This is a genomic window from Streptomyces sp. NBC_00299 (assembly GCF_036173045.1).
Classification (GTDB): Bacteria; Actinomycetota; Actinomycetes; order Streptomycetales; family Streptomycetaceae; genus Streptomyces; species Streptomyces machairae.
Genome location: NZ_CP108039.1, coordinates 7,755,953 through 7,781,300, shown reverse-complemented (window position 1 = coordinate 7,781,300; position 25,348 = coordinate 7,755,953). Strand labels below are relative to the sequence as shown.

Below are 25,348 nucleotides of genomic sequence, written 5' to 3'. Positions count from 1 at the left end.
CGTATGGACGCACCGTGACGGGAGTGGAAAGCTCGAAGGACCGCGGGCGTCACCGGAGCCGCCTCGCACGCGGAAAGGTATGTCCGCGCCCACAGTGACCTCACCGTGCACGGGAGGCAAGATCATGGGCGACAAGGCGAACGCACACCCCGGAGCCGCCGGCAGGGCTACAGCGGCCGACCACCCCGCGTCCGTACGGAATGTGGTACTGGTCGGCCACTCCGGATCGGGCAAGACCACCTTGGTGGAAGCTCTCGCACTGACGGCGGGGGCGGTGAACCGGGCGGGCCGCGTCGAGGACGGCGGCACCGTCTCGGACTACGACGAGATCGAGCACCGGCAGCAACGCTCGGTACAGCTCTCCCTGGTGCCGGTCGAATGGGACGGCATCAAGGTCAACCTTCTGGACACCCCCGGATACGCCGACTTCGTCGGGGAACTCAGGGCCGGTCTGCGAGCGGCGGACGCGGCCCTTTTCGTCGTCTCGGCCTCGGACGGTGTGGACGGCTCGACCCGCATGGTGTGGGAGGAGTGCGCGGCCGTCGGCATGCCGCGCGCGATCGTCGTCACGCACCTGGAGTCCGCGCGGGCCGACTACGAGGAGATGACGCGGATCTGCGCGGAGGCCTTCGGCGGCGAGGACCCCGACGCCGTGCTCCCGCTGTACCTGCCGCTGCGCGGCCCGCAGGCCCCCGACGGGCACGCCCCCGTGACCGGACTGATCGGGCTGCTGTCACAGCAGCTGTTCGACTACTCCTCCGGGGAACGCAAGGAGTCCGAGCCCGGCGACGACCAGCTGCCGCAGATCGAGGAGGCCCGCAACCGGCTGATCGAGGGGATCATCTCCGAGTCGGAGGACGAGACCCTGATGGACCGGTACCTCGGCGGCGAGCAGATCGACGTCAAGACGCTGATCGAGGACCTGGAACGGGCCGTCGCGCGCGGTGCCTTCCATCCCGTCCTGGCCGCGGCGCCCGCGGCCGACGGCGCCCGGCAGGGGCTCGGCACGATCGAGGTGCTGGAGCTGATCACGCGCGGGTTCCCGACCCCGCTGGAACGCGAGGCGCCCGCGGTCACCACGATCGACGGCAAACCGCGCGCACTGAAGGTGTGCGACCCGGACGGGCCGCTCGTCGCGGAGGTGGTGAAGACCGCGTCCGACCCGTACGTCGGCCGGGTCTCGCTGGTACGGGTCTTCTCCGGCACCCTGCGCCCCGACGAGACCGTGCACGTCTCCGGGCACGGCCTGGAGGACCGCGGCCACGAGGACCACGACGTCGACGAGCGTATCGGCGCCCTGTCGGCGCCCTTCGGCAAGCAGCAGCGCACGCTCAGCCACTGCATTGCCGGTGACCTCGCGTGCGTGGCGAAGCTGAGCCGCGCGGAGACCGGCGACACGCTGTCGGCCAAGGACGACCCGCTCCTGATGGAGCCCTGGCAGATGCCCGACCCGCTGCTGCCGCTCGCCATCCAGGCACACAGCAAGGCCGACGAGGACAAACTCTCGCAGGGCCTGTCCCGGCTGGTCGCCGAGGACCCGACCATGCGACTGGAACAGAACCAGGCCACCCACCAGGTCGTGCTGTGGTGTCTGGGCGAGGCTCACGCGGACGTCGCCCTGGAACGGCTGCGCAGCCGCTACGGCGTCCAGGTCGACGTCGTACCGCACATGGTCTCGCTGCGGGAGACGTTCGCGGGCAAGTCGGCGGGCCGCGGCCGGCATGTGAAGCAGTCCGGCGGGCACGGGCAGTACGCGATCTGCGAGATCGAGGTGGAGCCCCTGCCGGGCGGTTCGGGCATCGAGTTCGTGGACAAGGTCGTCGGCGGCGCGGTGCCACGGCAGTTCATCCCCTCGGTGGAGAAGGGCGTAAGGGCCCAGGCGGCCAAGGGAGTTGCGGCGGGCCATCCGCTCGTCGACGTCCGGATCACGCTGCTCGACGGCAAGGCGCACTCGGTGGACTCCTCCGACGCCGCCTTCCAGACGGCCGGTGCGCTGGCGCTGCGCGAGGCGGCTGCCGACGCGAAGATCCATCTGCTGGAGCCGGTGGCCGAGGTGTCCGTCCTGGTCGGTGACGACTACGTCGGCGCCGTGATGAGCGACCTGTCCGGGCGGCGCGGCCGGGTCCTCGGCACCGAGCAGACCAACGGCAGCCGCACGCTCATCAGGGCCGAGGTGCCGGAGATCGAGATCGGGCGGTACGCCGTCGATCTCCGCTCGGTGTCGCACGGCACCGCACGCTTCAACCGTGCGTACGCGCGGCACGAACCGATGCCGGCGCAGATCGCGGAAAGGATTCGGGAAGAGGCGCGCGCCGCCTCGTAGTTGGCGCCCGGCGCCACCAAGTGGCCTGTGCGGATCGCTCCCCTCCGCGTCGGCGGGCGGCTTCGGCCGTCCGCCGACGATTGTCGGTGGCGGAGGATACGCTGATCATTGATCAACAGGTGTGCGAAGTACGGAAGTCGGGAAGGCCGCAGAAGCGACAGTGGGCGGCGATCGGGGGCGGGAATGACCGTTGAGAGCGGTTACGCGGACATCTTCGGTCCGCAGGTGCCGCGCACGGCAGGTGAGGGCCAGACGGCGACGTTCGCGCTGGCCTCGGCGGCCTATCGGGACAATCCGTACGAGGACATCAAGAAGGCCGACAACGAATGGCACCAGACCGACATCAAGGCGGGCCGCGGCTGGGCGCGGATCTTCCGTCCCAACCTCGGTGAGGCCTTCTCGAGGGCCGTGGTCGACCGCATGCTCGGCAGTGGCCGCAAGCCCCTGATCCAGTCCTTCGGCACCGAGCCGCAGGTCGTCGTCGAGCACTGTCTGGCCGCGAACAACATCCGCAAGGCGCGCGACCGGATGCTCAGCGCCATCATGGTGATCTGCGGCGTGCTGTTCCTGCCCGGCCTGTTCGTGTGGCTGCTGGTCTTCACGCTGCGCACCACCATCGTCAAGCGGGACGAGAAGCGCGGCGGCGCCCTCGCCTCGGTGCTGCTCGTGGCGGCGGGCGCGCTCGCCGTGCTCTTCCTGCTCCGCATGCCGTTCACCGGCTTCTGGGGCTGGTATGCGCGGGCCTCGGTCCTCATGCCCGTGGTCGGCTGGTTCTGGGCCAAGCAGGTCTGCGAGCGCACCGCGAGGGATCTGCGGGAGCGCTGGGACAGTCTGCTGGCCGGCAGCAGCGTCGGCGCGAAGGTGCCGGAGGCGGTGCCGACCAGCCCCACCGAGACCCAGGCCGAGCAGCTGCGCCAGTCCCTGGCCAAGCTGAGCGCCGAACAGCAGTCCAACTCCGTGTTCTACGCCGGGCCCAAGGGGATACTGGGCATGGGCACACGCTGGGGCAGCTGGCAGCTGGCCGAGGACCTGGTGGCCGCGGACTCCACGCGGGAGATCCACCCGTTCCGCAGCTGGGACGTCATCCGCTCGATCCACGACCAACTGCGCATGCTGGAGCGCGGTCCGCTCAACACCGGTGGTTTCCCCAAGCCTTCGATACGGCACTGGGTCGTCACGCCGATCGCGGAGGGCGCGAAGGCGGTGTCCCGGCCGGAGGGCACGGACGTCGAGGCGTACCAGGTCAAGAACCACGCGATACAGGACATCTGCAACAAGCAGCAGTTCGGCAGCGGTGACCGGCACTACCTGGGCGTCCAGTGGACGCTCTGGGACGGCCAGTTGATCATCACCATGCTGATCACGGTGACCGTGCTGCACGAGACGCTGCGCATCGAGGTGACCGGTCATGCCCTCGGTCCGGTGAACGGGCTCTTCCAGGAGAAGCCCGAGGCGCCGACCAAGGAGGTCACCAAGTCGTTCAAGCCGTGGGAGACCCGCAAGGTGAAGCTTCCGCTGGTCAATCCCGACGAGGTGGTGCGGCTGGCGGTGCGGGCCCCGATCTCCTGGTATCCGCCGCTGCTGAACTGGCTCGGCGGGACGATGGGGTTGCCCGAGCCGTTCGGACTGCGGCACGCGTGGGCGGACCAGCCGTGGCGGCACCGGTTCATGGCCGACGACGCGCTGCGCGCGGCCACGCCGGTGCTGCGGGTGGTGCATGCCGCGGCGATCAAGGTGCTGGACGAGAACGGCGTGGACACCGACAAGTTCGGTTCGCGCTCGGCGTTCCTGAGCACGGCGGTGCAGGATCCGATGCCGCGGAAGGCCGACGTCTACGACGCGTAGGCCTCCGGCGGTGGAGCCGCAAGGTGGGTCTGGGTGACCGGCCCCGGGGGCTGCGCCCCCCAGACCCCCTTCGGCCTGAACGGCCTCGTCCTCAAGCGCCGGACGGGCTGGTTCATGGCACCGTCGGCCCAAGCGTCAAACCGCCGGCCAGGCCTCTGCCAGCATCTTCCGGGTGTCGGCCAGCAGCTGTGGCAGTACCCGTGTGTGGCCCACCACCGGCATGAAGTTCGTGTCGCCGCCCCACCGCGGGACGATGTGCTGGTGGAGGTGGGCCGCGATGCCGGCGCCGGCGACCGTGCCCTGGTTCATGCCAATGTTGAAGCCGTGGGCCCCGGAGGCGCTGCGCAGGGCCGTCATCGCCTGCTTGGTGAGGGCGGCCAGCTCGACGGTCTCCGGCTCCGTGAGGTCGGTGTAGTCGGCGACGTGACGGTAGGGCACGACCATCAGGTGGCCGCCGTTGTACGGGTACAGGTTGAGGACCGCGTACACCTGCTCACCGCGCTTGACGACCAGCCCGTCCTCGTCGGACTTGGCCGGGATCGAGCAGAAGGGGCAGCCGTCGTCCGCGCCGGGACCGGTCGGCTTGTTCTCACCCTGGATGTAGGCCATCCGATGGGGCGTCCACAGGCGCTGGAACGCGTCCTGGATCCCCACTCCCCACTGCTGCTCCGGCTCACTCGTCATGCGTGCAGCATATTGCTTCGCCCGTTCGCGGCGTGTCGCCGGGGCGGCGGGAGGAAGGTCACCCGCCAAGCTGGGCCGGTGGACGACGACAGCCCTTACAGCCGCTGGGAGCAGCGCACCGAGATCCCGCTGTTCATGGCGTCGCTGGTCTTCCTGGGTGCCTATGCCGCCCGTGTGCTTGCAGTGAGCATGCCGTCCCTCTGGGAGGACGTGTGCTTGTACACGATGCTCGCGCTCTGGCTGCTGTTCGCCGCGGACTACGTCACGCGCTGGCGGCTCGTCGGGGGGCGCTTTCTGCACTTCGCCAGGACCCACTTCCTGCACACGGTCGTGGTCATCCTGCCGCTCCTGCGGCCGCTGCGGATCGTGCCGCTCTACGACGTGATCCAGCGCCGACAGGGGCAGCCCCGGCTCTCGCTGCACGCGCGCGTGATCGCTTACGCGAGCCTGGCAACCCTGCTGCTCGGATTCGCCGGTTCCCTCGCGGTCTACCAGGCCGAACGCGGGGCGCCCGGCGCCACCATGCGGACGTTCGGGGACGCGCTGTGGTGGGCCTCGGCAACCCTCACCACCGTCGGATACGGCGACATCACTCCGGTGACCACGCGCGGCCGGACGATCGCGGTCGGGATGATGGCCGGCGGGCTGGCCCTGCTCGGCGCGGTGACGGGATCGTTCTCCTCGTGGCTGCTACAGATCTTCTCCCGCGAGAGCGACACGAGGCCCCCGGGGAGCTGAGCCTCCCGGGGGCCTCGTGATCGTGTACGGCCGGATCACATCTGCGTCCGCTCCTCGACCACCTTCGCGATCTTCGCGATGGCCTCGTCGAACGGGATGCCGTTCTCCTGCGAGCCGTCGCGGTAGCGGAAGGAGACGGCGTTGTTGGCCATGTCCTCGTCGCCCGCGATGACCATGAAGGGCACCTTTTGCTTCTGGGCGTTGCGGATCTTCTTCTGCATGCGGTCCGAGGAGGAGTCCACCTCGACCCGCAGGCCCTTCTTCTTGGCCGCCGCGGCGAACTTCTCCAGGTAGTCGACGTGCCCGTCGCCGATCGGGATGCCGAGGGCCTGGACCGGGGCCAGCCACGCCGGGAAGGCGCCCGCGTAGTGCTCCAGGAGCACCGCGAAGAACCGCTCGATCGAGCCGAACAGCGCGCGGTGGATCATGACCGGGCGCTGCTTGGCGCCGTCCGGACCGGTGTACTCCAGGTCGAAGCGCTCCGGCAGGTTGAAGTCGAGCTGGATGGTCGACATCTGCCAGGTGCGGCCGATCGCGTCCTTGGTCTGGACGGAGATCTTCGGCCCGTAGAAGGCGGCGCCGCCCGGGTCCGGGACCAGGGGCAGACCCTGCTTCTCGGCGACCTGGCGCAGCGTCTCGGTCGCCTCCTCCCAGACCTCGTCCGAGCCGACGAACTTCTCCGGGTCCTTGGTGGACAGCTCCAGGTAGAAGTCGGTCAGGCCGTAGTCGCGGAGCAGGCCGAGGACGAAGGTGAGCGTCTTGTCGAGCTCCTCCGACATCTGCTCGCGGGTGCAGTAGATGTGCGCGTCGTCCTGCGTGAAGCCACGCGCGCGGGTGAGGCCGTGCACGACGCCGGACTTCTCGTACCGGTACACGGTCCCGAACTCGAAGAGGCGCAGCGGCAGTTCACGGTAGGAACGCCCGCGCGCGTCGAAGATCAGGTTGTGCATCGGGCAGTTCATGGGCTTGAGGTAGTAGTCCACGCCCTCGTCGAGCTGCATGGGCGGGTACATGCCCTCGGCGTACCAGTCCAGGTGGCCCGACGTCTCGAAGAGCTTCCCCTTCGTCGCGTGCGGGGTGTAGACGAACTCGTAGCCCTCCTCCTCGTGGCGGCGGCGCGAGTAGTCCTCCATCACGCGGCGGACGATGCCGCCCTTGGGGTGGAAGACGGCGAGGCCGGAGCCGATCTGCTCGGGGATCGAGAACAGGTCGAGTTCGTTGCCCAGCTTGCGGTGGTCGCGCTTCTCGGCCTCGGCGAGGAAGTCGAGGTAGCCCTTGAGCTCGTCCTTGGTCGGCCAGGCGGTGCCGTAGATGCGCTGGAGCATCGGGTTCTTCTCGCTGCCGCGCCAGTAGGCGGCCGCGTTGCGCATCAGCTTGAACGCCGGGATCGCGCGGGTCGACGGCAGGTGCGGACCGCGGCAGAGGTCCTTCCAGCACAGGTCGCCGGTCTTGGCGTCCAGGTTGTCGTAGATCGTCAGCTCGCCGGCGCCGACCTCGACGTCCGCGCCGTCGTCGGACGAGGCGGAGCCCTTGAGGCCGATCAGCTCCAGCTTGTAGGGCTCGGCGGCGAGTTCCGCACGGGCGTCGTCGTCGCTCACCACACGGCGGGCGAACTTCTGCCCGCGCTTCTGGATCTCCTGCATCTTCTTCTCGATGGCCTTGAGATCCTCGGGCGTGAACGGCTTCTCGACGTCGAAGTCGTAGTAGAAGCCGTCCTTGACGGGCGGGCCGATGCCCAGCTTGGCCTCGGGGAAGAGCTCCTGCACGGCCTGCGCCAGCACGTGCGCGGTGGAGTGGCGCAGGATGTTCAGGCCGTCCTCGGAGGAGATCTCGACGCCCTCGACCTCCTCGCCCTCGGAGAGCACGTACGACAGATCCCTGAGCTCGCCGCCCACGCGCGCGGCGATGATCGAGCGCTCGCCGGCGAAGAGGTCGGCGGCCGTAGTGCCCGTCGTCACCACGCGTTCTTCCCGCTCGGAATCGCGTTGGATGATCACACGGACGTCTGACACCGGTCTCTCCTGACTGAAGGTGGAATGCGGCGCCATACCAGGAGCGCGCGCATTACGCGATCGTACCGACCTCGGAGGGCCGACCGCGAAACGGTCACCTTCAGTCCCGGGCGGGCATCCCTCAGTCCCCGGCGTCCTCCCCGCCGCAGGCCTCCTCGAAGAAGTCCAGGTCCTCCTGGAGCGACTTCATCAGCCGGTCCCGTTCGGCCTCGTCCACCTGTACCGGTACGACGCCGCAGGCCCCGGTGACCTTGCGGAAGCCGCCCCGGCTCTCCAGGCGCCCGTGCACCCGCACCGGCAGCCCGACGAGGTGGGCGTGGCCGGCGATGCGGTACGACTCCTCGTCCAGGGTCAGCCGGACGTACGGGATCTCTGCGCCGGCGATGACGCGCAGCCGTACGGTGCCCTCCCCGCGCGTTCCCGAGCGGCGCATCCGTACGACCGCGCCGGTGATCCTGACCGGCACGGAGGGTTCCTCGCGCAGGTAGCGGGCCCCGGCCTCGCGCAGCACGGGCAGGTCGCCCGGCGAGAACTCGACCGGCTCTACCCCGCTCGCGCAGTCCTCGGGCACCCCGGCGGCGGGCGCCCACTGGACGGCGATGCGCGCCCCCTCCGTACCGCGGACGAGGGCGATCAGAGCCTCGGTGAGCTCGCGGCTGACGCCGGCCTCGACGGCACCGTCGAAGGCGTCCATGCCGCCGGTGGCCCGCTGGTAGTCGATGGCCTCGCGGGCGGCGTACAGGGCCTGGTGGAGACGTACGGCGAGCGGGCGGCCCGCACCGACGGGCACGAAGGCGGCGAGGTGGCCGCCGCCGGCCGCGGAGCCGACGAAGACGCTCTCCAGCATCGCGGCGGCCGAGCGGCGGTGCCGGGCGCCGTAGTAGCCGGCACGCGCGCGTGTGGCGAGCGCCGCGGCGAGGAGCATCTGGCGGGCGGCGGTGCGCAGTTCCTCCTCGACGGTCCAGGGCGCGGCCCCGGCGGGCCCGCTCGGCGCGTCCCGCCACCAGCGGACCTCGTCGCTGGGAACGGCCAGCCCGACCAGCACCTCGCGCGCGGAGGGCATGCCGCTGCGGGAGAGCGCGACGAGCGCCTCGCCGAGCAGGTCGTCGCTGTCGGGGAAGGCGCGGGACTCGGGGACGAGCAGGCTCGTGCCGTTGCCGCCCGGTCCCGGCGGGGTCCAGCGGCCGTAGCGTCCCGCCGCTCCCCCGCGTCGCTGCCAGCCGTGCCGGTGCAGCAGGGCGCTGAGCACCGCGGGGTCCACCTCGCCGGGCTCGGGGGGACGGTCCCAGGACGCGTGGACCGGGTGCGGCCTGACTGGCCGTACCGGCTCTTCCAGGGGGCGGTGTGTCATGGTCTGCCTCCCGTACCGACCCGCGTCATGATCTCGCAGAGCGCCCGGTCGTCGAAGATGCGTGAGGTCGGTATCCGCACGGTGGTGCGGCGCCGGCCGGTGATCGCGTGGCCGGCGAGGTTGACCCAGTAGCAGCAGTGCCGCAGGTCGAGCCGGTCGTGACTGGCACGCAACCAGTCGTCCTGGGTGCGCGGAACGAGCATCACGACGAGGATCTTGTGCACCGAGACCGGGGTGCGGGCGAGCTTCGCCAGGTGGTCGTTGTCGAGCGTGAAGGAGAAGAACCGGCCGCGCGGGTTCGGCGCGATCTGGTAAGTGGCCTTGAGCTGCACCTTTATGGTGACTTCGTCGTCGACCGTGTGACCGGGCGCGCTGTGGCTGACGTGCCAGTCGATGCCGTTGTCCGGGAATGGCTGCGAAAGGGAGCACCCGGCCGCCGCCGCGACCGCGTGCAGATACCCCACCTGCAGTGTCTCCATGCAGGCGGTGGTGGCGAGTGAACCGCGATGGGGGCCCGTGAGTTCGGGCAGCAGCCCGCCCCGCTCGGGCTGCGCTATCGCCATGACCAACAGCCTTCCACGCAAGGTGAATCCCCGTATCGGGCCGCTGAACTGCAAAGACCCGCACTCCTGTTGTGTCCTCCCGGCGTACGCCGCAAACAGCCCGGGTATCACCAAACGGGCAGAAGACGGTACGTCAGCTGCCGTGGGTGAACGAGGGGTTGTGTAGGTATGGCGTGCTGGTATGAGGGCCCGCTGGTGGCATTCGACACGGAGACGACAGGCGTGGACGTCGAGACCGACCGGATCGTTTCGGCGGCCGTCGTCGTACAGGACGCCCCGGGTACCCGGCCACGGGTGACCCAGTGGCTGGTGAACCCGGGTGTCCCGGTGCCGGAAGCGGCAACGGCGGTACACGGACTGACGGAGGAGCATCTCCAGCGCAACGGCCGCTGGCCGGCGCCGGTAATGCAGGAGATAGCCGAGGAGTTGGCCGGTCAGGCCGCGACGGCCCGGCCGATCGTGGTGATGAACGCGCCTTTCGATCTGACGCTGCTGGACCGCGAGTTGCGCCGTCATCGCGCCTCCTCGCTGGACCACTGGTTCGAGACGACGCCCTTGCTGGTGCTCGATCCGCGCGTCCTGGACAAGCATCTGGACCGCTACCGCAAGGGTCGCCGCACCCTGACCGACCTGTGTGCGCACTACGGCGTCACGCTGGACGGCGCGCACGACGCGGCGGCCGACGCACTGGCCTCACTGGAGGTCGTACGGGCGGTGGGGCGCCGCTTCGCCGCCCGCCTGGAGCGTCTGTCCCCCGCCGAGCTGCACACGCTTCAGGCGGTGTGGCACGCGGCACAGGCACGCGGGCTGCAGGCGTGGTTCGCCCGCAGCGGCAGCGACGAGGCGGTGGACCCGGCGTGGCCGCTGCGCCCGGATCTGCCGGCGGCCGCATAGGAGGTGGAGAGCACAAAAAAAGCCGGTCCGCTGTGGCGGACCGGCCTTTCCCGGTGGGCGATACTGGGTTCGAACCAGTGACCTCTTCGGTGTGAACGAAGCGCTCTCCCACTGAGCTAATCGCCCGGGAACGGACTGAACAATACAGGTCCCCTCACGGTTCCTTCAAACCGCTTGATGGCCGTCTTCATGGCCGCCTTGCCGCGCACGGGCCAAGTGCGCCGCCAGGCCCCGCCGTCCGGAGCGCATCATCAGCCAGTGGTTGGCACGGAAGACGGGCCGCCCGGGTACCGCGAGCCGCCGCAGCAGCGGCTTGTTCACGTCGACGACCTGCTCGTAGCGAGCCAGGCTCCCGCCGCCGCGCGGGGTGACGGTCCAGCGCACCCAGCCGTCGAGGTCGCCGGACATGGCGATCTCGAGCACGCCCGCCCCGCGCTCCCGCCGCACCTCGCGCGCGGTGAAGGTCATGTCGTACGGGAGGACGGAGCGGATCGTGATCACGCCGCTGGTGTCGTCGATCCGGTTCACCTCGCGCACCTGGGGCCACCAGCGGGGGTAGCCCTCGGCCTGTTCCAGCAGGTCGTAGACGATGTCGGGCGGTGCGGGCAGGGCCCACAGGCTGCGGAAGCGGTAGTGGCTCCAGTCCATGGGCCGAGTCTGCCCCCGCCAAGGGGTTTCCGCCGCATCTGAGTACGTACTGAGTATGAGCACTCATGCCCTGCGGCGTGACACGGACCACACTCCTGCCATGACGCACTTTCCGCCCCCGGCCGAGGAGTTGCGGCTTCTCGACCTCGAGCTGCGCCAGCTGGACGCCCGTCGGGCCCAGTTGCTGCACCGCCGAGCCTGGCTCGTCACCGCGCTGCAAGCGGCGGCCTCCCGGTCCGCTCCGGCGCCTCTCGTCCCGCCCCGCCCCGAGGCTTCGGCGCCCCGGGTGCAGAACGTCCTGCTGGTGCTGGGCGGTGTCCTGCTGACGGTCGCCGCGATGGCGTTCACGCTGGTCAGCTGGGGGCACATGGGGATCGCCGGGCGGGGCCTGGTGCTCGGCGCGGTCACGGTGGCGGTGCTCGCCGCGCCGCTGCCGCTGCTGAAGCGCGGGCTGCGGTCGACGGCCGAGTCGGTGGCGGGCCTGGGGCTCGTGCTGACGGCGCTCGACGCCTACGCGCTGCACGAGGTCGGGTTGGCCGACGTGGACGCCACCGGCTACCTCGCGGCCGCCTCGGCCGTGCTGGCGGCTCTGTGGACGGCGTACGGCCTGCTGCCGCGCACCTCCGAGCTGCGTCTGCCCCTGCCGGCCGCTCTGATCGCCGCCCAACTCCCGCTCACCCTGTGGGCGGTGGCGGCCGACGCGAGCCTGTTCGGGATCATGGCCGCCGTGCTGGTGACGGCCGGGGTCGACGCGGGTGTTGCGCTCCGGGTGCCTGCCGGGTCCGTGCGGATCACCGCGGTGATCGGTGCGTACGGCATGGGCGCCTGGGGCGTGTGGGCCGCCGGCTGGCTGTCCTGGACGGCCACCGGCCCGAGCGCCGCCGCCCGTGCGGCGGCGCTCCTCCTCTTGGCCGCGGGCATCGCGGTCGCGGTGGCGTGGCAGCAGGCCGCCGCGAAGCAGGCGCTCGGCCTCTCCGTCGCCGCCGGTCTCCTCACGGTCGCCGCGCTCGGCGGCACCGCCCGCCCCGTGCTGTCAGAGGCTTGGACGGTTCCGGTGTATCTGGCATGCGGCATCGCCCTGCTCGCGGCGATCCGGGCGGACCGGCTGCCGCAGGCGCTGCGCGACGGGCTCACCCGGGCCTCCGCCACCGTGCAGGGACTCGCCCTGCTGTGGACGCTGCCGCTGGTGGCGATCGCGCTCGTGGGTCCGGTGGCCTGGGTGGATCAGGTGTGGTCCGGGGCGCCCGGCGATGTGCGGCATGCGACGGCGGTCGACGCTCCTTGGCCCCCGTACACGGAGACGGTGCCGGTCGTCCTGGCCATGGTCGCCGCCGTACTGCTCCTCGCGGCACGCGACACCGCGTGGCGGACCCGGGCCCTGACCGGCGTGCTGGTCCTGGCATGGGCAGCGGCGCTGGTCCTGCCCGCCGTGCTCGAAGTCCCCTACGCCGTGGGCCTGGTGGCCCTGGCAATCACCACGGCCGGCGCCCTCGCGGCGGCCGCGTGGATACGACCGTCCGAACAGCCGGCGACGGCGCAGGAGCCGTCGGCGACCTCGCCGGAGGAACCCGCCACCACCGCCGTGGGAGAGCCCGCAGCCGTGACAGCCACTCCCATCGGCGTCCCCACCCCCCGCGCGACCGCCACGGTCCTCGCCCTCCTCACCTCACTCCCGCTCGCCTTCCTCTCGCTGACCACCGAGGCCGCGACCCTCACCGTGCTCGCCGCGCTGACGGCGCTCTTCGCGACGGCCTCCTGGAAGGCGCACCTCGCTCCGGTCACGGCCCCGGCCGGGCTCGCGTACGCCGCCGGGCTGGCCTGTGCGGCGGGGGCCGCGGCCGGCTGGCAGGCGCAGTACGTCGCCCTGCTGGTCCTGGTGGTCCCGGTGGCGGCGGCTCTGCTCGCGGCGCGGCTCGGTGACGCGCGGGCGACGGTCCCGGTCGAGGTGACGGGCGCGATCGCCGCGCTGCTCGCCGTCGCGCTGGCCGCGGCACCGGCCGACCTGCCGATGCTGGCCCTGGTGCTGGCGCTGTGCGGTGTGATCACGGCCGGTACGGCGGTCCGTCCGGAACGCCGGTCCGTGGCCTACGCCTCCGCCGCTCTGTTCGTGCTGGCCACGTGGGTGCGTCTGGCGGCCTGGGACGTCGGGACGCCCGAGGCGTACACGCTGCCGGTCACCGTCCCGGCCCTGCTGGTCGGCGCCCTGCTCAGGCGCCGCGATCCGCAGGCCTCGTCCTGGACGGCGTACGGCCCCGGACTCGCCGCCACCCTCGTGCCGAGCCTCCTCGCGGCCTGGGGCGACCCGCAGTGGACGCGCCCCCTGCTCCTCGGCCTGGCGGCCCTGGCGGTCACCCTGCTCGGCGCCCGCCACCACCTCCAGGCACCGCTCCTCCTCGGCGGCGCGGTGCTGGCCCTGGACGCCCTGCACGAACTCGCCCCGTACATCGCCCAGGTGACCGATGCACTCCCCCGCTGGGTACCGCCCGCCCTGGCCGGCCTCCTCCTGCTGGCCATCGGAGCGACGTACGAGCAACGCCTCAGGAACGCCCGAAAGATGCGGGACTTCCTGGGCAACATGCACTGAAGCCCACCCAGGGGCGCGGGGAACTGCGCGACCAGCCACAACGGCCCCGCAGTTCCCCACAACCTGTTACGGCATCCTGTCGCCCAGCAGCGCCAGGTTCTCAATGGCCGCGAGCCCGTACAGCGCGGTGTCGTTGGTGGACACCCAGGCGGCCTCGCTGCCCGGGACCAGCGCGTCGGGGCCGCTCAGCTTCTCCGTCCGCCACGGTGCCGACTCCTTGTAGCCGTCGGAGTTGTAGAACTTCTCCCACGCGCGCGTGGCGAGCTTCTCGTCGCCGGTCCGGACGGCGGCGTACGCGTCCAGGCGCGAGTGCCCCTGGAAGAGCAGCAGGGAGCCGAAGTTGGAGCCGTAGCGTGCCGCCTGCTCGGTCTTCGTCGCGTTGAAGTAGCGGCAGTAGTCGTAGTACGCCTCGTTGAACTTCGGCATGTCGACCAGGTCGATCAGCTCGGCGCACAGTTCGTTCAGACCGAAGACCGCGGAGAGGTGGGAGACGCCGACGACGGGCTTGTCGGCGACGGCGAACCTGCCCGTGTCGAGGTCGTAGAGGCCGCTGCCCTGCACGAAGCCGTTGGGCTGGTCGGCGATCGTCTCCATGCTGGACAGGACCCGCGCCTTGGCCTTCTCCCACTTGGGGCCCTTGCGCTCCCACTCCGTCAGCCAGGCCGACACCAGTCCGCTCCAGTCGGTGCCGAAGCCGATCGACAGGGCGTGCCGGTCGGGGGTGTACGGCTCGGTGCGGATCTTGCGGATCGGGTCGAGGACGAGGAAGGTCTCGTCGGAGTCGACGTTGGCGTGCATGAGGTCGCCGACGCGTTCGTCCGCGGTGAGGAAGTAGTAGTAGCGGCGGTAGGTGGTGTTGGCGATGCGCTGCTGCTTGGCGCTGTCGGCGTAGTGCTGCACACCGTGCCGGGTGCCGAGGCCGGCCCATTCGCCGAGGTGGTAGACGTCGACCTCACCGGTGTGCCGGGTCATGGCCTCGGCGAACCGGAAGATGTCCGCGCGTCCGCTCCTCAGGTACGCGAACCACAGCCACAGGTCGGGCGAGAGCTCGGAGTTGTCCCAGGCGTAGCCGCCGATGTCGTACCGCCACTGGTGTCTGACGGTGTCGTAGGTGTGCATGATGTCGCCGTAGTCCCAGAAGCCGTACCAACGGCGCATCTCCACCTGGTCCTTGTAGTAGGTGAGGAGGAAGTCGAGGTGGTCCTCGATCTTCGCCTTGGCCGGCGTGGAGCGGTCCGGCTCGGAGTACAGGCCCGGCCCGAAGACCCCCGCCTTGATGAGCTGCGCGGGCGGGGCGGCGAGCTGCGGCAGCACCCGTACGGCCTCGACCTGTTGGGCCAGAGTCTCGGGTGAGGGCGTCGACTCGTTGGCCCAGAAGAGGAGTTCGGAGGTGCGGGCGATGCCGTAGGGGGTGCCGAACTCGGGCTCGTAGTCCTCGTAGGTGATGTTGAGGCCTTCGAGCTGCTCGGGGTAGGTGTCCTGGCCCATGCCGTCGTGGTAGAACCGCAGGTCCATGGGCTGCGCCTCGGGCGACCAGAGCCACATGGTGACCTCGGCCGCGTCGGTGTGGGCGTCGCGGATGTCGAGCTGGGCGGGGAACTTCTCCCAGAAGTCCCGCAGCCCGAAGGAGAGTCCGCCGCTGACGCCCCCGACGTATCCGAAGCCGGAGGCACGCCCGCCGCCGCCGGCGCCGATCCAGCCGTAGCCCTTCTTCGTGCGCTTACGCAGGGTGAAGCCGTCGGCGGAGAGCTGGGAGAGGGTGTAGTCGCCCCACTCCGGGATGTACTGCAGCCGGGTGGTCACGCGCTGGTCCCAGGTGGACGGGTCGGGCAGCTTCTCCCCGGCGAACTGCGCCGCCTGTACGGCCGCCCCCGGATCGCGCCGCAGTCCGGTGATGCCCTTGACGGCTTCGCGGAGCATGCCGGTGCCCTCGCCGCCGATGCGGACGTGGCGGTCGTACGACTCGTCCCGCATCGGGACGGTGAAGCGCACGCCGAGGCCGCGGATGAAGTCGCCGCTCGCCTTGCCCGGCTCCTGCGTGCCGTCGTACGTGATGGTGTGGACCATGCGGAAGGAGTCGGCGCCTGCGTAGAAGTAGAGGCGGATGGAAAAGGGGAGCCAACTCCGGCCGCCCTTGCGGTGCTTGCCGTCGATGCGGACGACGGCGCGGACGGGGCCCTCCTGCTCGACGGTGACCTCGGAGATGGCACCCTCGAAGCGCTCGGTCCTCACCGCGCCCTGGTCCTCGTCCTCGATCTCGGGCTGGCGGATCAGCACGAGGCGGCCGTTCCTGGCGATCTCGGTGGAGCCGCGGGTGACCGACTTGATGAGCGTGGCGCCCGACTTGCCGATCTTCGCGGTGATGACGCCGGTGGAGACGGTGATCGCGCCACCGCTCTTGTCGACGGTGACCTTCTGCTCCGGTACGGCGGCCTCACCGGCGCTCAGAGACAGCTTGCCGTTGCCCGAACTGACCGCGTGTGCCGTCCACTTGAGCGAGCCGTCGGGCCAGTGGGCGATCGGCCAGGACTGGACCGGCACCTCCTTGCCGTCGGCGTCCCTGACCGCGAAATCCTGGTCCTGCCGGTAGGCGCCCTTCGGCCAGGGGACGCCGACGGTGGAGCCGGGCGCGGCACCGAGGCCGCCGTCCTCCAGCCAGTCCAGGGTCACAGGGTCATCGTCGGCTTCGGCGCCACTCGGCGCGGCCTGCGCGCCCTTGGCTCCAAGCGCCCAGCTGAACTGCGCGGCAGCTCCGGCGACGGCGGCCGCCTTGAGGAGGGACCTGCGGGGGATGGGGGACATGGCCTTTCCTTTCCATGGGCAGGTGGTCAGGGGCATGACAGAGAGAGGCGGCGCCCGGAGCGCCGGCCTTGTGCGAGACACCGTCGGTTCAGCGGTGCCGGTACCGCTCCTCCACGGCGACGGCCGCCGCCACGACGGCCCCCAGGACAGGGACCGCCAGCGGCGCGGCGAACCAGGCGGAGGCGGCCACGACGGCCAGCCCGCCGATGATCAGGAAGGACCCGGCGAGGTCGAGCACGGCACGGCGCCCGGCGCCCGCGAGCAGCGCCCGCCAGCCGGCCTCAGGTGTCCAGACCGCCGCGGCCCGCAGCAGGGCCACGACGGCACCGATCAGCGCGAACACCCCGATGGCCCCGACGAGCGGCCCGCCGGGAATCCCGGCCCGCGCGGCCTGGACGTCCACCCGGACCGCGCCGGCCACGGCCCACCCGGCGAGCCCGACGACCCACCCACGCCGCACGGCCACGCGGAAGTCGGCGACGAACTCCCGCAGGCCACCGCCCTCGTGGGTGATGCGGCGATGCAGATGCCGGGCCCCGGCGGCGAAGGCGGCCGGATAGGTGACCACGCCGAGGGAGGCCACCGCGATCCAGACACCGGTCAGCAGACACTCGGCGAACACACCGAACTTCTCGGCGAAGAAGGACTCCCCGCGTGACGTACGAGCCTTCACCCGCGCTTGGGCCATCGTGACCGCCCCCTCAGCCCTTCAGTCCGGAGGTCGCCATGCCGTCGATCAGATACCGCTGGAAGGCCAGGAAGAAGGCGAGGACCGGCAGCAGGGCGACGAGCGACATGGCGATCATGCCGCCGTAGTTCGCGATGCCCTCCTGGTCGACGAACATCTTCAGGCCGAGGGAGACGGTGTACTTGTCGGGCTCGTTGAGGTAGATCAGCGGGCCCATGAAGTCGTTCCAGGCGTTGATGAAGGTGAAGATCGCGCTGGTGATCAGGGCCGGCCGGCACAGCGGCAGCATGATCGACCAGTAGATCCGCAAGTGCCCGCAGCCGTCTAGGCGGGCCGCCTCGTCGAGTTCCTTGGGCAGGTTCCGCATGAACTGCACCATCAGGAAGACGAAGAACGCCTCCGTGGCGAGGTACTTCCCGAGCAGCAACGGGGTGTAGGTGTTGATCATCTCCATGTTGCGGAACAGCACGTACTGCGGGATCAGCAGCACGTGATACGGCAGCAGGAGGGTGCCGATCATCAGCGTGAACAGCAGATTCCGGCCCGCGAACCGGATCCTCGCGAAGGCGTACGCCGTCAGCGAGCAGGACACCACGATCCCGATCACCGACCCGACCGCGAGGAAGAGCGAGTTGAGGAAGAAGGTGGAGATCGAGATGTCGGCGATGCCGTCGGCGAGGCTGGTGTAGTTGGAGACGCTCGGGTCGCCCGGGAAGAGGTCCAGGCTGCCGATGATGTCCTCGCTGTTCTTGAACGAGCCGCCGACGACCCAGATCACCGGGTAGAGGATCACCGCGAGGACCAGCAGGGATCCGATGTGCCAGGCGACGGAACCGGGCAGTCGGCGGCGCAGCGCCCCGGCCCGCGCGGAGGGCGCCGGCTTGATGTGCGCCGGCTTGATGTCGGTTGCCGGTGCGCTCATCAGGCGCCCTCCTCGTAGTGCACCCAGCGCTTCTGGGACCAGAACAGCACCGCCGTCACCAGGGCCACCGCGACGAGCAGCATCCAGGCCATGGCGGAGGCCAGGCCCATCCGGCTGTTCTCGAAGCCCTGGACGTACAGATAGCAGGTGTAGACCATCGAGCCGTCGGCCGGACCGCAGGCGTTGCCTCCGGCGCCGCCGCCGACGATGTAGGCCGAGCTGAAGATCTGGAAGGAGTGGATGGTCTCCAGCAGGACGTTGAAGAAGAGGACCGGGGAGATCATCGGCAGGGTGATGTTCCAGAACCGCCGCAGCTTGCCCGCCCCGTCGACCTCGGCCGCCTCGTACAGCTCGCGCGGGACCTGCTTGAGGCCGGCGAGGAAGATGACCATGGGGGCGCCGAACTGCCAGACGGTGAGCGCCACCAGGCTGTAGATGATCAGGTCCGGATCGCCCGTCCAGCCGCCGACGTCGATCCCGAAGATCTGCTGCGTACGGTCGACGATCGCGTCGTCCGAGAAGATCGCCTTCCAGACGATGGCGACGGAGACGCTCGCGCCGATCAGCGAGGGGGCGTAGAAGGCGGCCCGGTAGAAGGCCTGCCCGCGCCGCTTCTGGGCCAGGAGGAGCGCCACGCCGAGGGCCGCGAGCAGCTTGAGCGGCGTGCCGACGACGACGTACCAGAGCGTCACCTGCACCGAGTGGCGCCAGCGCGGGTCGCCGAACATCTCGGAGAAGTTGTCGAGGCCGATCCACTTGGGCGCGTCGAAGAGGTTGTAGTCGGTGAAGGCGAAGTAGAGCGAGGCGATCATCGGGCCTGCCGTGAGCAGCAGGAACCCGGCGATCCAGGGGGACATGAAGAGATAGCCGGCCAGGTTCTCCCGGCGGAGCCGCCGCTTGAGGGCGGCGGGACGCTCGGGCTGCACCGGGCCGTGCCGCGGCTCGGAGCCCTTGGCCGGGCCCGCCACCGCAGGGGCGTGTGTCACGGCGGTTCCCATCAGCCGGCGAGAGCCGTCTTCGACTCGGTGAAGAACTGCTTGACGGCCTCGTCCACCGACCGCTTGCCCAGCGCGAGCTCCTCGGCGATGCGCAGGAACGCGGCCTCGCAGATGTCCGCGCCGTTCGGGTGCGGGGTGATGGGCTCCAGGACGCCCGCCTCGACGAGGGAGGTCTCGTAGGCGGCGATCCCCTTGTTGACCTCGTCCGTCGGCTGGAACGCGTCGAACTGGGCCTGGGTCGCGGGCACACCCCGGTCGTAGCCCATGATCTTGGCGACCTCGGGGTCGTGCACCATGAAGTCGATGAACTGGGCGACCTCCTTGGGGTGCTCGGTGCGCCTGGAAGCGCTGAGCATCAAGGAGCCCAGGTACTGGCCGGTCCTCTTGCCGTCCGTGGTCGGGATGGGGGCGAGGCCGTACTCGCTCTTGCCCTCGGACGTGTAGCGGACCGTGAAGTTGTCCCAGGTGAACTCGCCGCCGGCGAGCTCGGCGGAGACGGCCGACTTGGGCTTGATCTGGGCGACCTTCTTGGCGTCGGCGTAGACGCCCTCCCGCACGCCCTTCTCGGCCTTGGTCCACCAGTCCGTCAGGTCCGCCTCGGTGAAGCCGAGTCCGTCCTCGGTGAAGAACGCCTTGCCGTTCTGTCGCAGGTAGAGGTCGTAGAGGTACATGACCCCGTACATGCCGCTGTCGCCGGCGCGTCCCGCCCTGTCGCGGATCCTCGTCATCGCCGCGTCGAAGTCGTCCCAGGTCCAGCCCTGTTCCGGCTTCACGCCCGCCTTGGTGTAGACGGGCTTGTCGACGACCAGGGCCATCGAGTTGGAGCCGACGGGAACTCCGAGGAGCTTTCCGTCGATCTCGCCGAACTTCTCCAGTCCCGCGCGGAAGCCGGCCATCGACAGATTGCCGGCCTCGACCTGCTCATTGAGATCGAGCAGCACATTCTTCGCGTCGTATTTGCGCAGGAAGCCGATGGCATTCTGGAACACGTCCGGCGGATTCCCCCCGGAGGCCTGGGTGTTGAACTTCTTCCAGAAGTCGGTGTACGGCTGAAAGTCCGTCTTGACCTTGATCTTCGGGTACTTCTTGTGGAACAGCTCAATGGTCTTGTTGATGCGCTCGGCGCGGTCCTCGGCACCCCACCACGCGTAACGGATCGTCACCGTCCCATCGGCGGAGACCCCTCCGTCCCCACCGCAGCCGGTCGTCGCGGCCAGCCCGAGTGTGGCCGCCGTTGCGCCGGCGGCCTTCAGGATCGTACGCCTCTCAACATTCCTGCTGGTTCTCACGGTCGAGCCTCCCCGCAGCGTCGCTGCCGCCTGCATGAATCGTTTCAAGTAAGCGCTTGCTGGCACAAGTTACGGAGGGCCTCGGGGTGCGTCAATGATTCGGACAGGAATTTCTTGTCGGCCGGCGGGGCGACGCGACGGCACATGGCGGCGAGTCGGCCGGGCCGTGTGCCCGGGTTTCTCGCGTCGGCGCAGGTCAGGGGCGTGAGATCGGGGCGTCGAACGGCGAGTGCGGCGTACGTCCGTCCCGGTCGGCCGAAGGCCGGTTGCTCACGGGTGACTTGACGGGATGCCACCTGCGCAGGGCACGCTCCTGCCGAGCGGCGCGCCGCGCATGCCGGGCCGGAAACGACGGCGGCCCGCCTGCACAGTCGCAGGCGGGCCGCCGGATCCGGGTGGGCGATACTGGGTTCGAACCAGTGACCTCTTCGGTGTGAACGAAGCGCTCTCCCACTGAGCTAATCGCCCGGACGCAGGGAGAACATTACCCCATGTCAGGGGGTGCGAGTGACCAGTGTGAACCCGCACCGGCCGACGTCCGCACCCCCGTCGCGGATCACTGGTCCTTGATCTTCCAGGGCATCACTATGCCGAACTTCCACAGGTAGATCCCGAGGATCACACCCACGATCACCAAGCCGATCGACGTCAGGATGATGTTGCGACGGCGCACCTTCGGGTCGAGAGCCCGCTGGGCCGCCTCGGTGACCTTGCGCTTGGTCCAGCGCAGCACGAGCTGGGCCCATACGAACTCGGTCGCCCAGACCGCCATGCCCCCGAAGATGACCACCCAGCCGGGACCCGGCAGAGGCAGCAGGATGATGCCTGTGACGACTATCGCCAGGCCGATGACGAAGACGCCCACCTGCCAGCTCAGATGCAGCGCTCTACGCGCCTTGACGAACTCCGGCGCTCTTGAGCCGAGCCCCTGCTCGCTGTCGCCCTTCACACCGTCCACTTCGGTCTCGTCGTCAGCCACGGCAACCCCGCCCGGCTCGTTACTCCCCGTATTCATACGGCCAAACCCTACCGGACGGAAACCAGTCACCGGAATGGTCGTACCTCGCGAACGGGTTCTCGGCCGGAAGAGTTACGTAAACACACGCAAAACACTCAGAGGGGTTTACAACGGCACCGTAGGTGGCATGTCGATTTCGCCGACGTGCGAATCCCCGAGCGCACACTGAGCGAAAGGCCCTGGCGCTTATGAACACCACGGTCAGCTGCGAGCTGCACCTGCGCCTCGTTGTGTCGAGCGAGTCATCCCTGCCTGTCCCCGCAGGCCTGCGGTACGACACGGCCGACCCCTACGCCGTGCACGCCACCTTCCACACCGGAGCCGAGGAGACCGTCGAGTGGGTGTTCGCCCGCGACCTCCTCGCGGAGGGCCTCCACCGGCCCACCGGAACCGGCGACGTCCGCGTCTGGCCGTCGCGCAGTCACGGTCAGGGCGTCGTTTGCATCGCCCTGAGCTCTCCGGAGGGCGAGGCTCTGCTCGAGGCCCCGGCACGGGCTCTGGAGTCCTTCCTGAAGCGAACGGATGCCGCGGTGCCCCCCGGTACGGAGCATCGGCATTTCGATCTCGATCAGGAGCTCTCGCACATCCTGGCGGAAAGCTAGGCCGAGGCCCCCGCAAGCCGCCCGGCGCCGTCGACTCGGGGAGACGGCTCGGGCCAAGACAACCGCATACGGCACACATCAGCGCCGCCTCCGCTCCGCGGAGGCGGCGCTGGCGCGCTCGGGGAGGCGGGTGTGTCGGTGACCGTGAGTACACGCCGACGGTTCCCGTCCGTGCCGGCCCGGACGGGAACCGTCGGCGCCGCTGCGGCGTTGTATTCGAAGCCACGTACGGTCGTGGCCGGTCTGTGGGCGCTGCGAGCCACTACCATCGGCCAGCATCGGCGGGCGCCCCGCCCGACCTCAGGCCAGGGAGCGAAACGTGCTGATCACCCATGACACCCGGTGTGCGCTCGATGCCGTGGTGGATCTGGTGAACACCGCACCGGAAGGCGACGAGACGCCGGACGCACTGCCGGACCTCGCGGCGCTCGCCGATTTCGTAGAAAAGCACGAAATCAGCGATGTCGGTGTCCTCTCGGAGTTCGACCTGTCCGCGGTGCGCAAGGTGCGCGGGCGGTTCGCCGAGATCTTCGCGGAGCCCGACGCGCGGACCGCTGCCGGGCTGATCAACGATCTGATCGCCGCCGCCGGAACCACCCCCCGCCTCACGGACCACGACGGCTACGACTGGCATGTGCACTACTTCGCCCCCGGCGCCTCCATCGCCGACCACCTGGCGGCCGACTGCGGCATGGCGCTGGCGTTCTTCGTGGTGGCCGGGGAGCAGGAGCGGCTGCGGCGCTGTGAGGCGCCGGACTGCCGGCACGCCTTCGTGGACCTCTCCCGCAACCGTTCGCGACGGTACTGCGACAGCCGCACCTGCGGAAACCGTCTGCATGTGGCCGCCTACCGGGCTCGCCGCAAGGAAGCGGCGGGCTGAGCGCTCCCCGAGATGCCGGTGTCTTCGCGGGCCCCGGCGGGTGGCGCCGGGGCCCGCGGGTACGGCTCAGAGCAGCAGCAGATCGTGCAGCGCAGCCATGAGCAGCAGACACCCGATCACCGCAAGGAAGATCATCAGCGGTGGCTGGGAAAGGGCGAAGAGGCACCCGCGGGGCTCGTCCTGAGGTGGCGCGGCCTCGCTTTGTGTCGTGTCCAGCATCTCGCGGCGATGATGACGTAGTTGTCCCTCGTCGCGCGATCAACACGCCCGGAATGAGCGGGAGTTCGCCGAATTCCGCGATGTCCGCTTCGAGTGATGATCACTTACGGCCGGACGGCGACCCACTGTGTCGTTTCAGTCCTGCGTGCGGCCGTCAAATGCCGTGCTTCTTGAGGATCGCCTCGATGTCGGTGAAGTCGTCCGAGGCCTCGGCCCTGGGCGCGGCCGCGGGCCGGGTCGACTGACGGGAGCCGGCACCCAGCGAGGGCGCCGAGGCCGCCGGGGCCACCGCCTCATTCTGTGCGCCGGCCTTGGCTTCCTTGCGCTCCTTGCGCGTGCCGCCACGGCGGCGCTCCACCGCGCGGCTGCTCGCGAACAGCAGCCACGCGACGCCGAGCACTCCGAAGCCCGCCCACGCGGTCGGGCTGAACGCGGTGTCCGCCAGCCAGTCGACGACACCGGTCATCACCAGCCCCAGGGGCACCAGCGAGTACGCGGCGATGCGCGTGGCCGCGAGGAAACGCTTGCGGTACGCCGTGACCGCCGCGATGCCCAGGCCGGCCGCGGCGGCGGCGGAACAGACGGTCTCGGCAATCATCCGGTCCTCCAGGGCAGGCTGAGTCGGTCGGGGCACTTCGTCCCTTCCATCCTGCACCGTGGCAACCCCGCCCGGCCACGCCTGGGCCCGACATCAGGGACATCTCCGGGTCATCTCCTCCGCAGGTCCCGGTTCCTCCGCCAGGTCCCGGTCGCCGCAGCACGGCAAGGCGTCGGCGTCCGGGCCTCGTCCGGCGGGCTGGCAGGGTGCCGGTCGGGTTGGGTGACCCGAACCGGTGCTGGGAGACTGGAGCCATGAGCGACTCCTCCCCCGCCCGCCCCGCCGCCCCCGTCCTCGACGTCTGGTGCGAGCTGCAGGGCCCCGACTGCCGCAGCGCCCTGGACGATCTCCGTGCCCTGCGCGCCCGCTACGGCGACCGGCTGGAGCTGCGGTTGCGGCACTTCCCGCTGGAGAAGCACAAGCACGCCTTCGCCGGTGCACAGGCCGCCGAGGAGGCTGTCGAGCAGGGGCAGGGGTGGCCGTACGTGGAGGCCGTGCTGGGCCGGGTCGAGGAGCTGGACCGCAAGGGTGAACCCTTCCTGGTCGAGGTGGCCGGGGAACTCGGCCTGGACACCGAGGAGTTCGACACCGCGCTGGTCGACGGCCGGCACATCCTGATCGTCGACGCCGACCAGGCCGAGGGCAAGGCGATCGGCGTGACCGGCACGCCCACGTATGTGATCGGCGGCGAGCGCCTCGACGGCGGCAAGAGCCAGGAGGGGCTGCGCGAGCGCATCGAGGAGATCGCCGACCGGCTGCTGGCCGAGCCGAGTGCCTGACTTTGCCGTGGCCCTCGGCCGGCCGACGGCTACAGCAGCGTCTTGTACAGGGCGTACTGCGTGGTCTCGTAGCCGAGTGACTCGTAGAGCCGCTCGGCCGGGACGTTGTCCGCGAAGACATTGAGGCCGATGACCCGATGCCCCGCGGCGATCGCCTGGGTCTCGGCCGCCAGCATCAGCGTGCGTCCGTGTCCCTTCCCCCGGTGGGCCGGGTAGGTCTCCACGTCGAAGACGAACGCACGGCCTTCGCGCTTCGCCACCCACAGCGTGCCCACCGGAGTTCCCTCGTGCTCCAGGACGCTCAGGAACACATCCGGCGTGCGCAGACCGTCCGGCAGCAGTGCCCCGTGGTCCCGCTCGGACTTGGCCCGTGCCTCGGCCTCCGGGACCCCACGCTCGGCCCAGCTGCGGGCGTATCCCTCCTGGCTCTCGTCCAGCCAAGGCCCGTACTCGGCGTCCGTCATGGGCCGTGCCCGGCTGCCCCGGGGCAGATCGGGCGGAGTGTCGCCGAGCGCCTTCTCCATACCGCGATTGCGTACGACGTAGCCGAGCGCCGTGGCGAGGCGCAGGCCCGGTCCGGCGTCACCGGGGACCGTCGCCTCGATGCGCCGACAGCCCCAGCCGCGCGCCACCTCCTCCGCGGCGAGGGCGGCCACCGTGCCCCGCCCGCGGCGCCGGTCCGGTTCCTCGATCCGCAGCTCGGATATCCGGGCCACCGTGTCACCGAAGACGGGATGAGTGCCGAGGTGGAGTACGCCCACGGGGCGGCCGTTCACACACACCTGGAAGCGGCGCGAACGGGTCCCGTCCTCGTTGTGCTGAAGCGGCTCGATCGGCCGCAGGGTCGTGGTCATCAGGGGTGTTCTACCCACCGCACCGGCCCACGGCAGCTCATTTTCTCGCGCGCTCGT

At 70.1% G+C, this 25,348-nt stretch carries 22 protein-coding genes and 2 tRNA genes; 8 read left to right on the top strand and 16 right to left on the bottom strand.

Translation table 11 applies throughout. The features are described from left to right. Positions 1-124 precede the first annotated feature (124 nt). Positions 125-2,323: an elongation factor G-like protein EF-G2 gene (locus OHT51_RS34770; protein WP_328882867.1), complete on the top strand. Its 2,199-nt coding sequence runs from the start codon at positions 125-127 to the stop codon at positions 2,321-2,323. A gap of 183 nt (positions 2,324-2,506) precedes the next feature. Then, on the top strand, positions 2,507-4,168 hold the full coding sequence (locus OHT51_RS34765) for a hypothetical protein (protein WP_328882866.1): 1,662 nt from the start codon (positions 2,507-2,509) through the stop codon (positions 4,166-4,168). A 135-nt stretch (positions 4,169-4,303) separates the two neighbouring features. Here OHT51_RS34765 and OHT51_RS34760 read toward each other — a convergent pair whose 3' ends face one another. After that, a complete protein-coding gene (locus OHT51_RS34760; RefSeq protein ID WP_328882865.1) occupies positions 4,304-4,852 on the bottom strand; it encodes an HIT family protein in 549 nt (182 codons plus the stop codon). 78 nt (positions 4,853-4,930) lie between these two features. Here OHT51_RS34760 and OHT51_RS34755 point away from each other — a divergent pair, with 78 nt between their 5' ends. After that, positions 4,931-5,590 (top strand): potassium channel family protein, encoded by a 660-nt coding sequence (locus OHT51_RS34755; protein ID WP_328882864.1) that lies wholly within the window; start codon positions 4,931-4,933, stop codon positions 5,588-5,590. Between the two features lie 35 nt (positions 5,591-5,625). On the opposite strand, the gene thrS is transcribed toward OHT51_RS34755, so the two are convergent. The 3 genes from thrS to OHT51_RS34740 all read right to left on the bottom strand — a co-directional run bounded on the left by thrS (position 5,626) and on the right by OHT51_RS34740 (position 9,516). Next, positions 5,626-7,602, bottom strand: a complete 1,977-nt coding sequence (thrS, locus tag OHT51_RS34750) for a threonine--tRNA ligase (protein ID WP_328882863.1) — start codon at positions 7,600-7,602, stop codon at positions 5,626-5,628. Between the two features lie 121 nt (positions 7,603-7,723). Then, entirely contained in the window at positions 7,724-8,953 is a 1,230-nt protein-coding gene (locus OHT51_RS34745) for a hypothetical protein (protein ID WP_328882862.1), read from the bottom strand. Next, a complete protein-coding gene (locus OHT51_RS34740) occupies positions 8,950-9,516 on the bottom strand; it encodes a DUF4365 domain-containing protein (protein ID WP_328882861.1) in 567 nt (188 codons plus the stop codon). The genes OHT51_RS34745 and OHT51_RS34740 overlap by 4 nt, the downstream gene beginning before the upstream one ends. Positions 9,517-9,684: 168 nt before the next feature. On the opposite strand from OHT51_RS34740, the gene OHT51_RS34735 reads away from it, so the two are divergent. Next, a complete protein-coding gene (locus tag OHT51_RS34735) occupies positions 9,685-10,410 on the top strand; it encodes a 3'-5' exonuclease (RefSeq protein WP_328882860.1) in 726 nt (241 codons plus the stop codon). Between the two features lie 54 nt (positions 10,411-10,464). On the opposite strand, the gene OHT51_RS34730 is transcribed toward OHT51_RS34735, so the two are convergent. Together OHT51_RS34730 and OHT51_RS34725 are read right to left on the bottom strand one after the other, a co-directional pair. Next, a tRNA-Val gene (locus OHT51_RS34730) sits at positions 10,465-10,536 on the bottom strand. A 39-nt stretch (positions 10,537-10,575) separates the two neighbouring features. Further along, positions 10,576-11,058, bottom strand: a complete 483-nt coding sequence (locus tag OHT51_RS34725) for an SRPBCC family protein (protein ID WP_328882859.1) — start codon at positions 11,056-11,058, stop codon at positions 10,576-10,578. Positions 11,059-11,158: 100 nt separating this feature from the next. Here OHT51_RS34725 and OHT51_RS34720 point away from each other — a divergent pair, with 100 nt between their 5' ends. Next, the gene (locus tag OHT51_RS34720; protein ID WP_328882858.1) at positions 11,159-13,642 is read left to right on the top strand and encodes an SCO7613 C-terminal domain-containing membrane protein; all 2,484 of its coding nucleotides are present in this window, start codon (positions 11,159-11,161) and stop codon (positions 13,640-13,642) included. A 66-nt stretch (positions 13,643-13,708) separates the two neighbouring features. Here OHT51_RS34720 and OHT51_RS34715 read toward each other — a convergent pair whose 3' ends face one another. From OHT51_RS34715 to OHT51_RS34685, 7 genes are all read right to left on the bottom strand, one after another. Then, positions 13,709-16,444 (bottom strand): exo-rhamnogalacturonan lyase family protein, encoded by a 2,736-nt coding sequence (locus tag OHT51_RS34715; protein WP_328882857.1) that lies wholly within the window; start codon positions 16,442-16,444, stop codon positions 13,709-13,711. Positions 16,445-16,532: 88 nt separating this feature from the next. After that, positions 16,533-17,132 carry a hypothetical protein gene (locus OHT51_RS34710; protein WP_328882856.1) on the bottom strand — a complete coding sequence of 200 codons (600 nt, stop codon included), beginning with the start codon at positions 17,130-17,132 and terminating at the stop codon, positions 16,533-16,535. A 13-nt stretch (positions 17,133-17,145) separates the two neighbouring features. Continuing rightward, positions 17,146-18,054, bottom strand: coding sequence for a carbohydrate ABC transporter permease (locus OHT51_RS34705; RefSeq protein ID WP_328882855.1), 909 nt, complete (start codon positions 18,052-18,054; stop codon positions 17,146-17,148). Then, a complete protein-coding gene (locus OHT51_RS34700) occupies positions 18,054-19,052 on the bottom strand; it encodes a carbohydrate ABC transporter permease (protein WP_328882854.1) in 999 nt (332 codons plus the stop codon). The genes OHT51_RS34705 and OHT51_RS34700 overlap by 1 nt, the downstream gene beginning before the upstream one ends. Then, a complete protein-coding gene (locus OHT51_RS34695; RefSeq protein ID WP_443052629.1) occupies positions 19,052-20,377 on the bottom strand; it encodes an ABC transporter substrate-binding protein in 1,326 nt (441 codons plus the stop codon). Before OHT51_RS34695 ends, OHT51_RS34700 begins: the two co-directional genes overlap by 1 nt. Before the next feature lie 360 nt (positions 20,378-20,737). Further along, positions 20,738-20,809 (bottom strand) — tRNA-Val (locus OHT51_RS34690). An 88-nt stretch (positions 20,810-20,897) separates the two neighbouring features. Continuing rightward, a complete protein-coding gene (locus tag OHT51_RS34685) occupies positions 20,898-21,356 on the bottom strand; it encodes a TIGR02611 family protein (protein WP_328882852.1) in 459 nt (152 codons plus the stop codon). Between the two features lie 191 nt (positions 21,357-21,547). Between OHT51_RS34685 and OHT51_RS34680 the strand changes: the two genes are divergently transcribed. Beyond that, the gene (locus tag OHT51_RS34680) at positions 21,548-21,961 is read left to right on the top strand and encodes an SsgA family sporulation/cell division regulator (protein ID WP_004002642.1); all 414 of its coding nucleotides are present in this window, start codon (positions 21,548-21,550) and stop codon (positions 21,959-21,961) included. Between the two features lie 319 nt (positions 21,962-22,280). Continuing rightward, a complete protein-coding gene (locus OHT51_RS34675) occupies positions 22,281-22,841 on the top strand; it encodes a CGNR zinc finger domain-containing protein (RefSeq protein ID WP_328882851.1) in 561 nt (186 codons plus the stop codon). Positions 22,842-22,907: 66 nt separating this feature from the next. Here OHT51_RS34675 and OHT51_RS34670 read toward each other — a convergent pair whose 3' ends face one another. Together OHT51_RS34670 and OHT51_RS34665 are read right to left on the bottom strand one after the other, a co-directional pair. Further along, positions 22,908-23,060, bottom strand: a complete 153-nt coding sequence (locus OHT51_RS34670) for a hypothetical protein (RefSeq protein ID WP_004002639.1) — start codon at positions 23,058-23,060, stop codon at positions 22,908-22,910. Positions 23,061-23,214: 154 nt separating this feature from the next. After that, positions 23,215-23,658, bottom strand: coding sequence for a hypothetical protein (locus OHT51_RS34665; protein ID WP_328882850.1), 444 nt, complete (start codon positions 23,656-23,658; stop codon positions 23,215-23,217). Between the two features lie 254 nt (positions 23,659-23,912). On the opposite strand from OHT51_RS34665, the gene OHT51_RS34660 reads away from it, so the two are divergent. Continuing rightward, entirely contained in the window at positions 23,913-24,437 is a 525-nt protein-coding gene (locus OHT51_RS34660) for a DsbA family protein (protein WP_328882849.1), read from the top strand. A gap of 29 nt (positions 24,438-24,466) precedes the next feature. Here the strand turns inward: OHT51_RS34660 and OHT51_RS34655 are convergent, their stop codons facing one another. Further along, the gene (locus OHT51_RS34655) at positions 24,467-25,291 is read right to left on the bottom strand and encodes a GNAT family N-acetyltransferase (RefSeq protein WP_328882848.1); all 825 of its coding nucleotides are present in this window, start codon (positions 25,289-25,291) and stop codon (positions 24,467-24,469) included. Positions 25,292-25,348 lie beyond the last annotated feature (57 nt).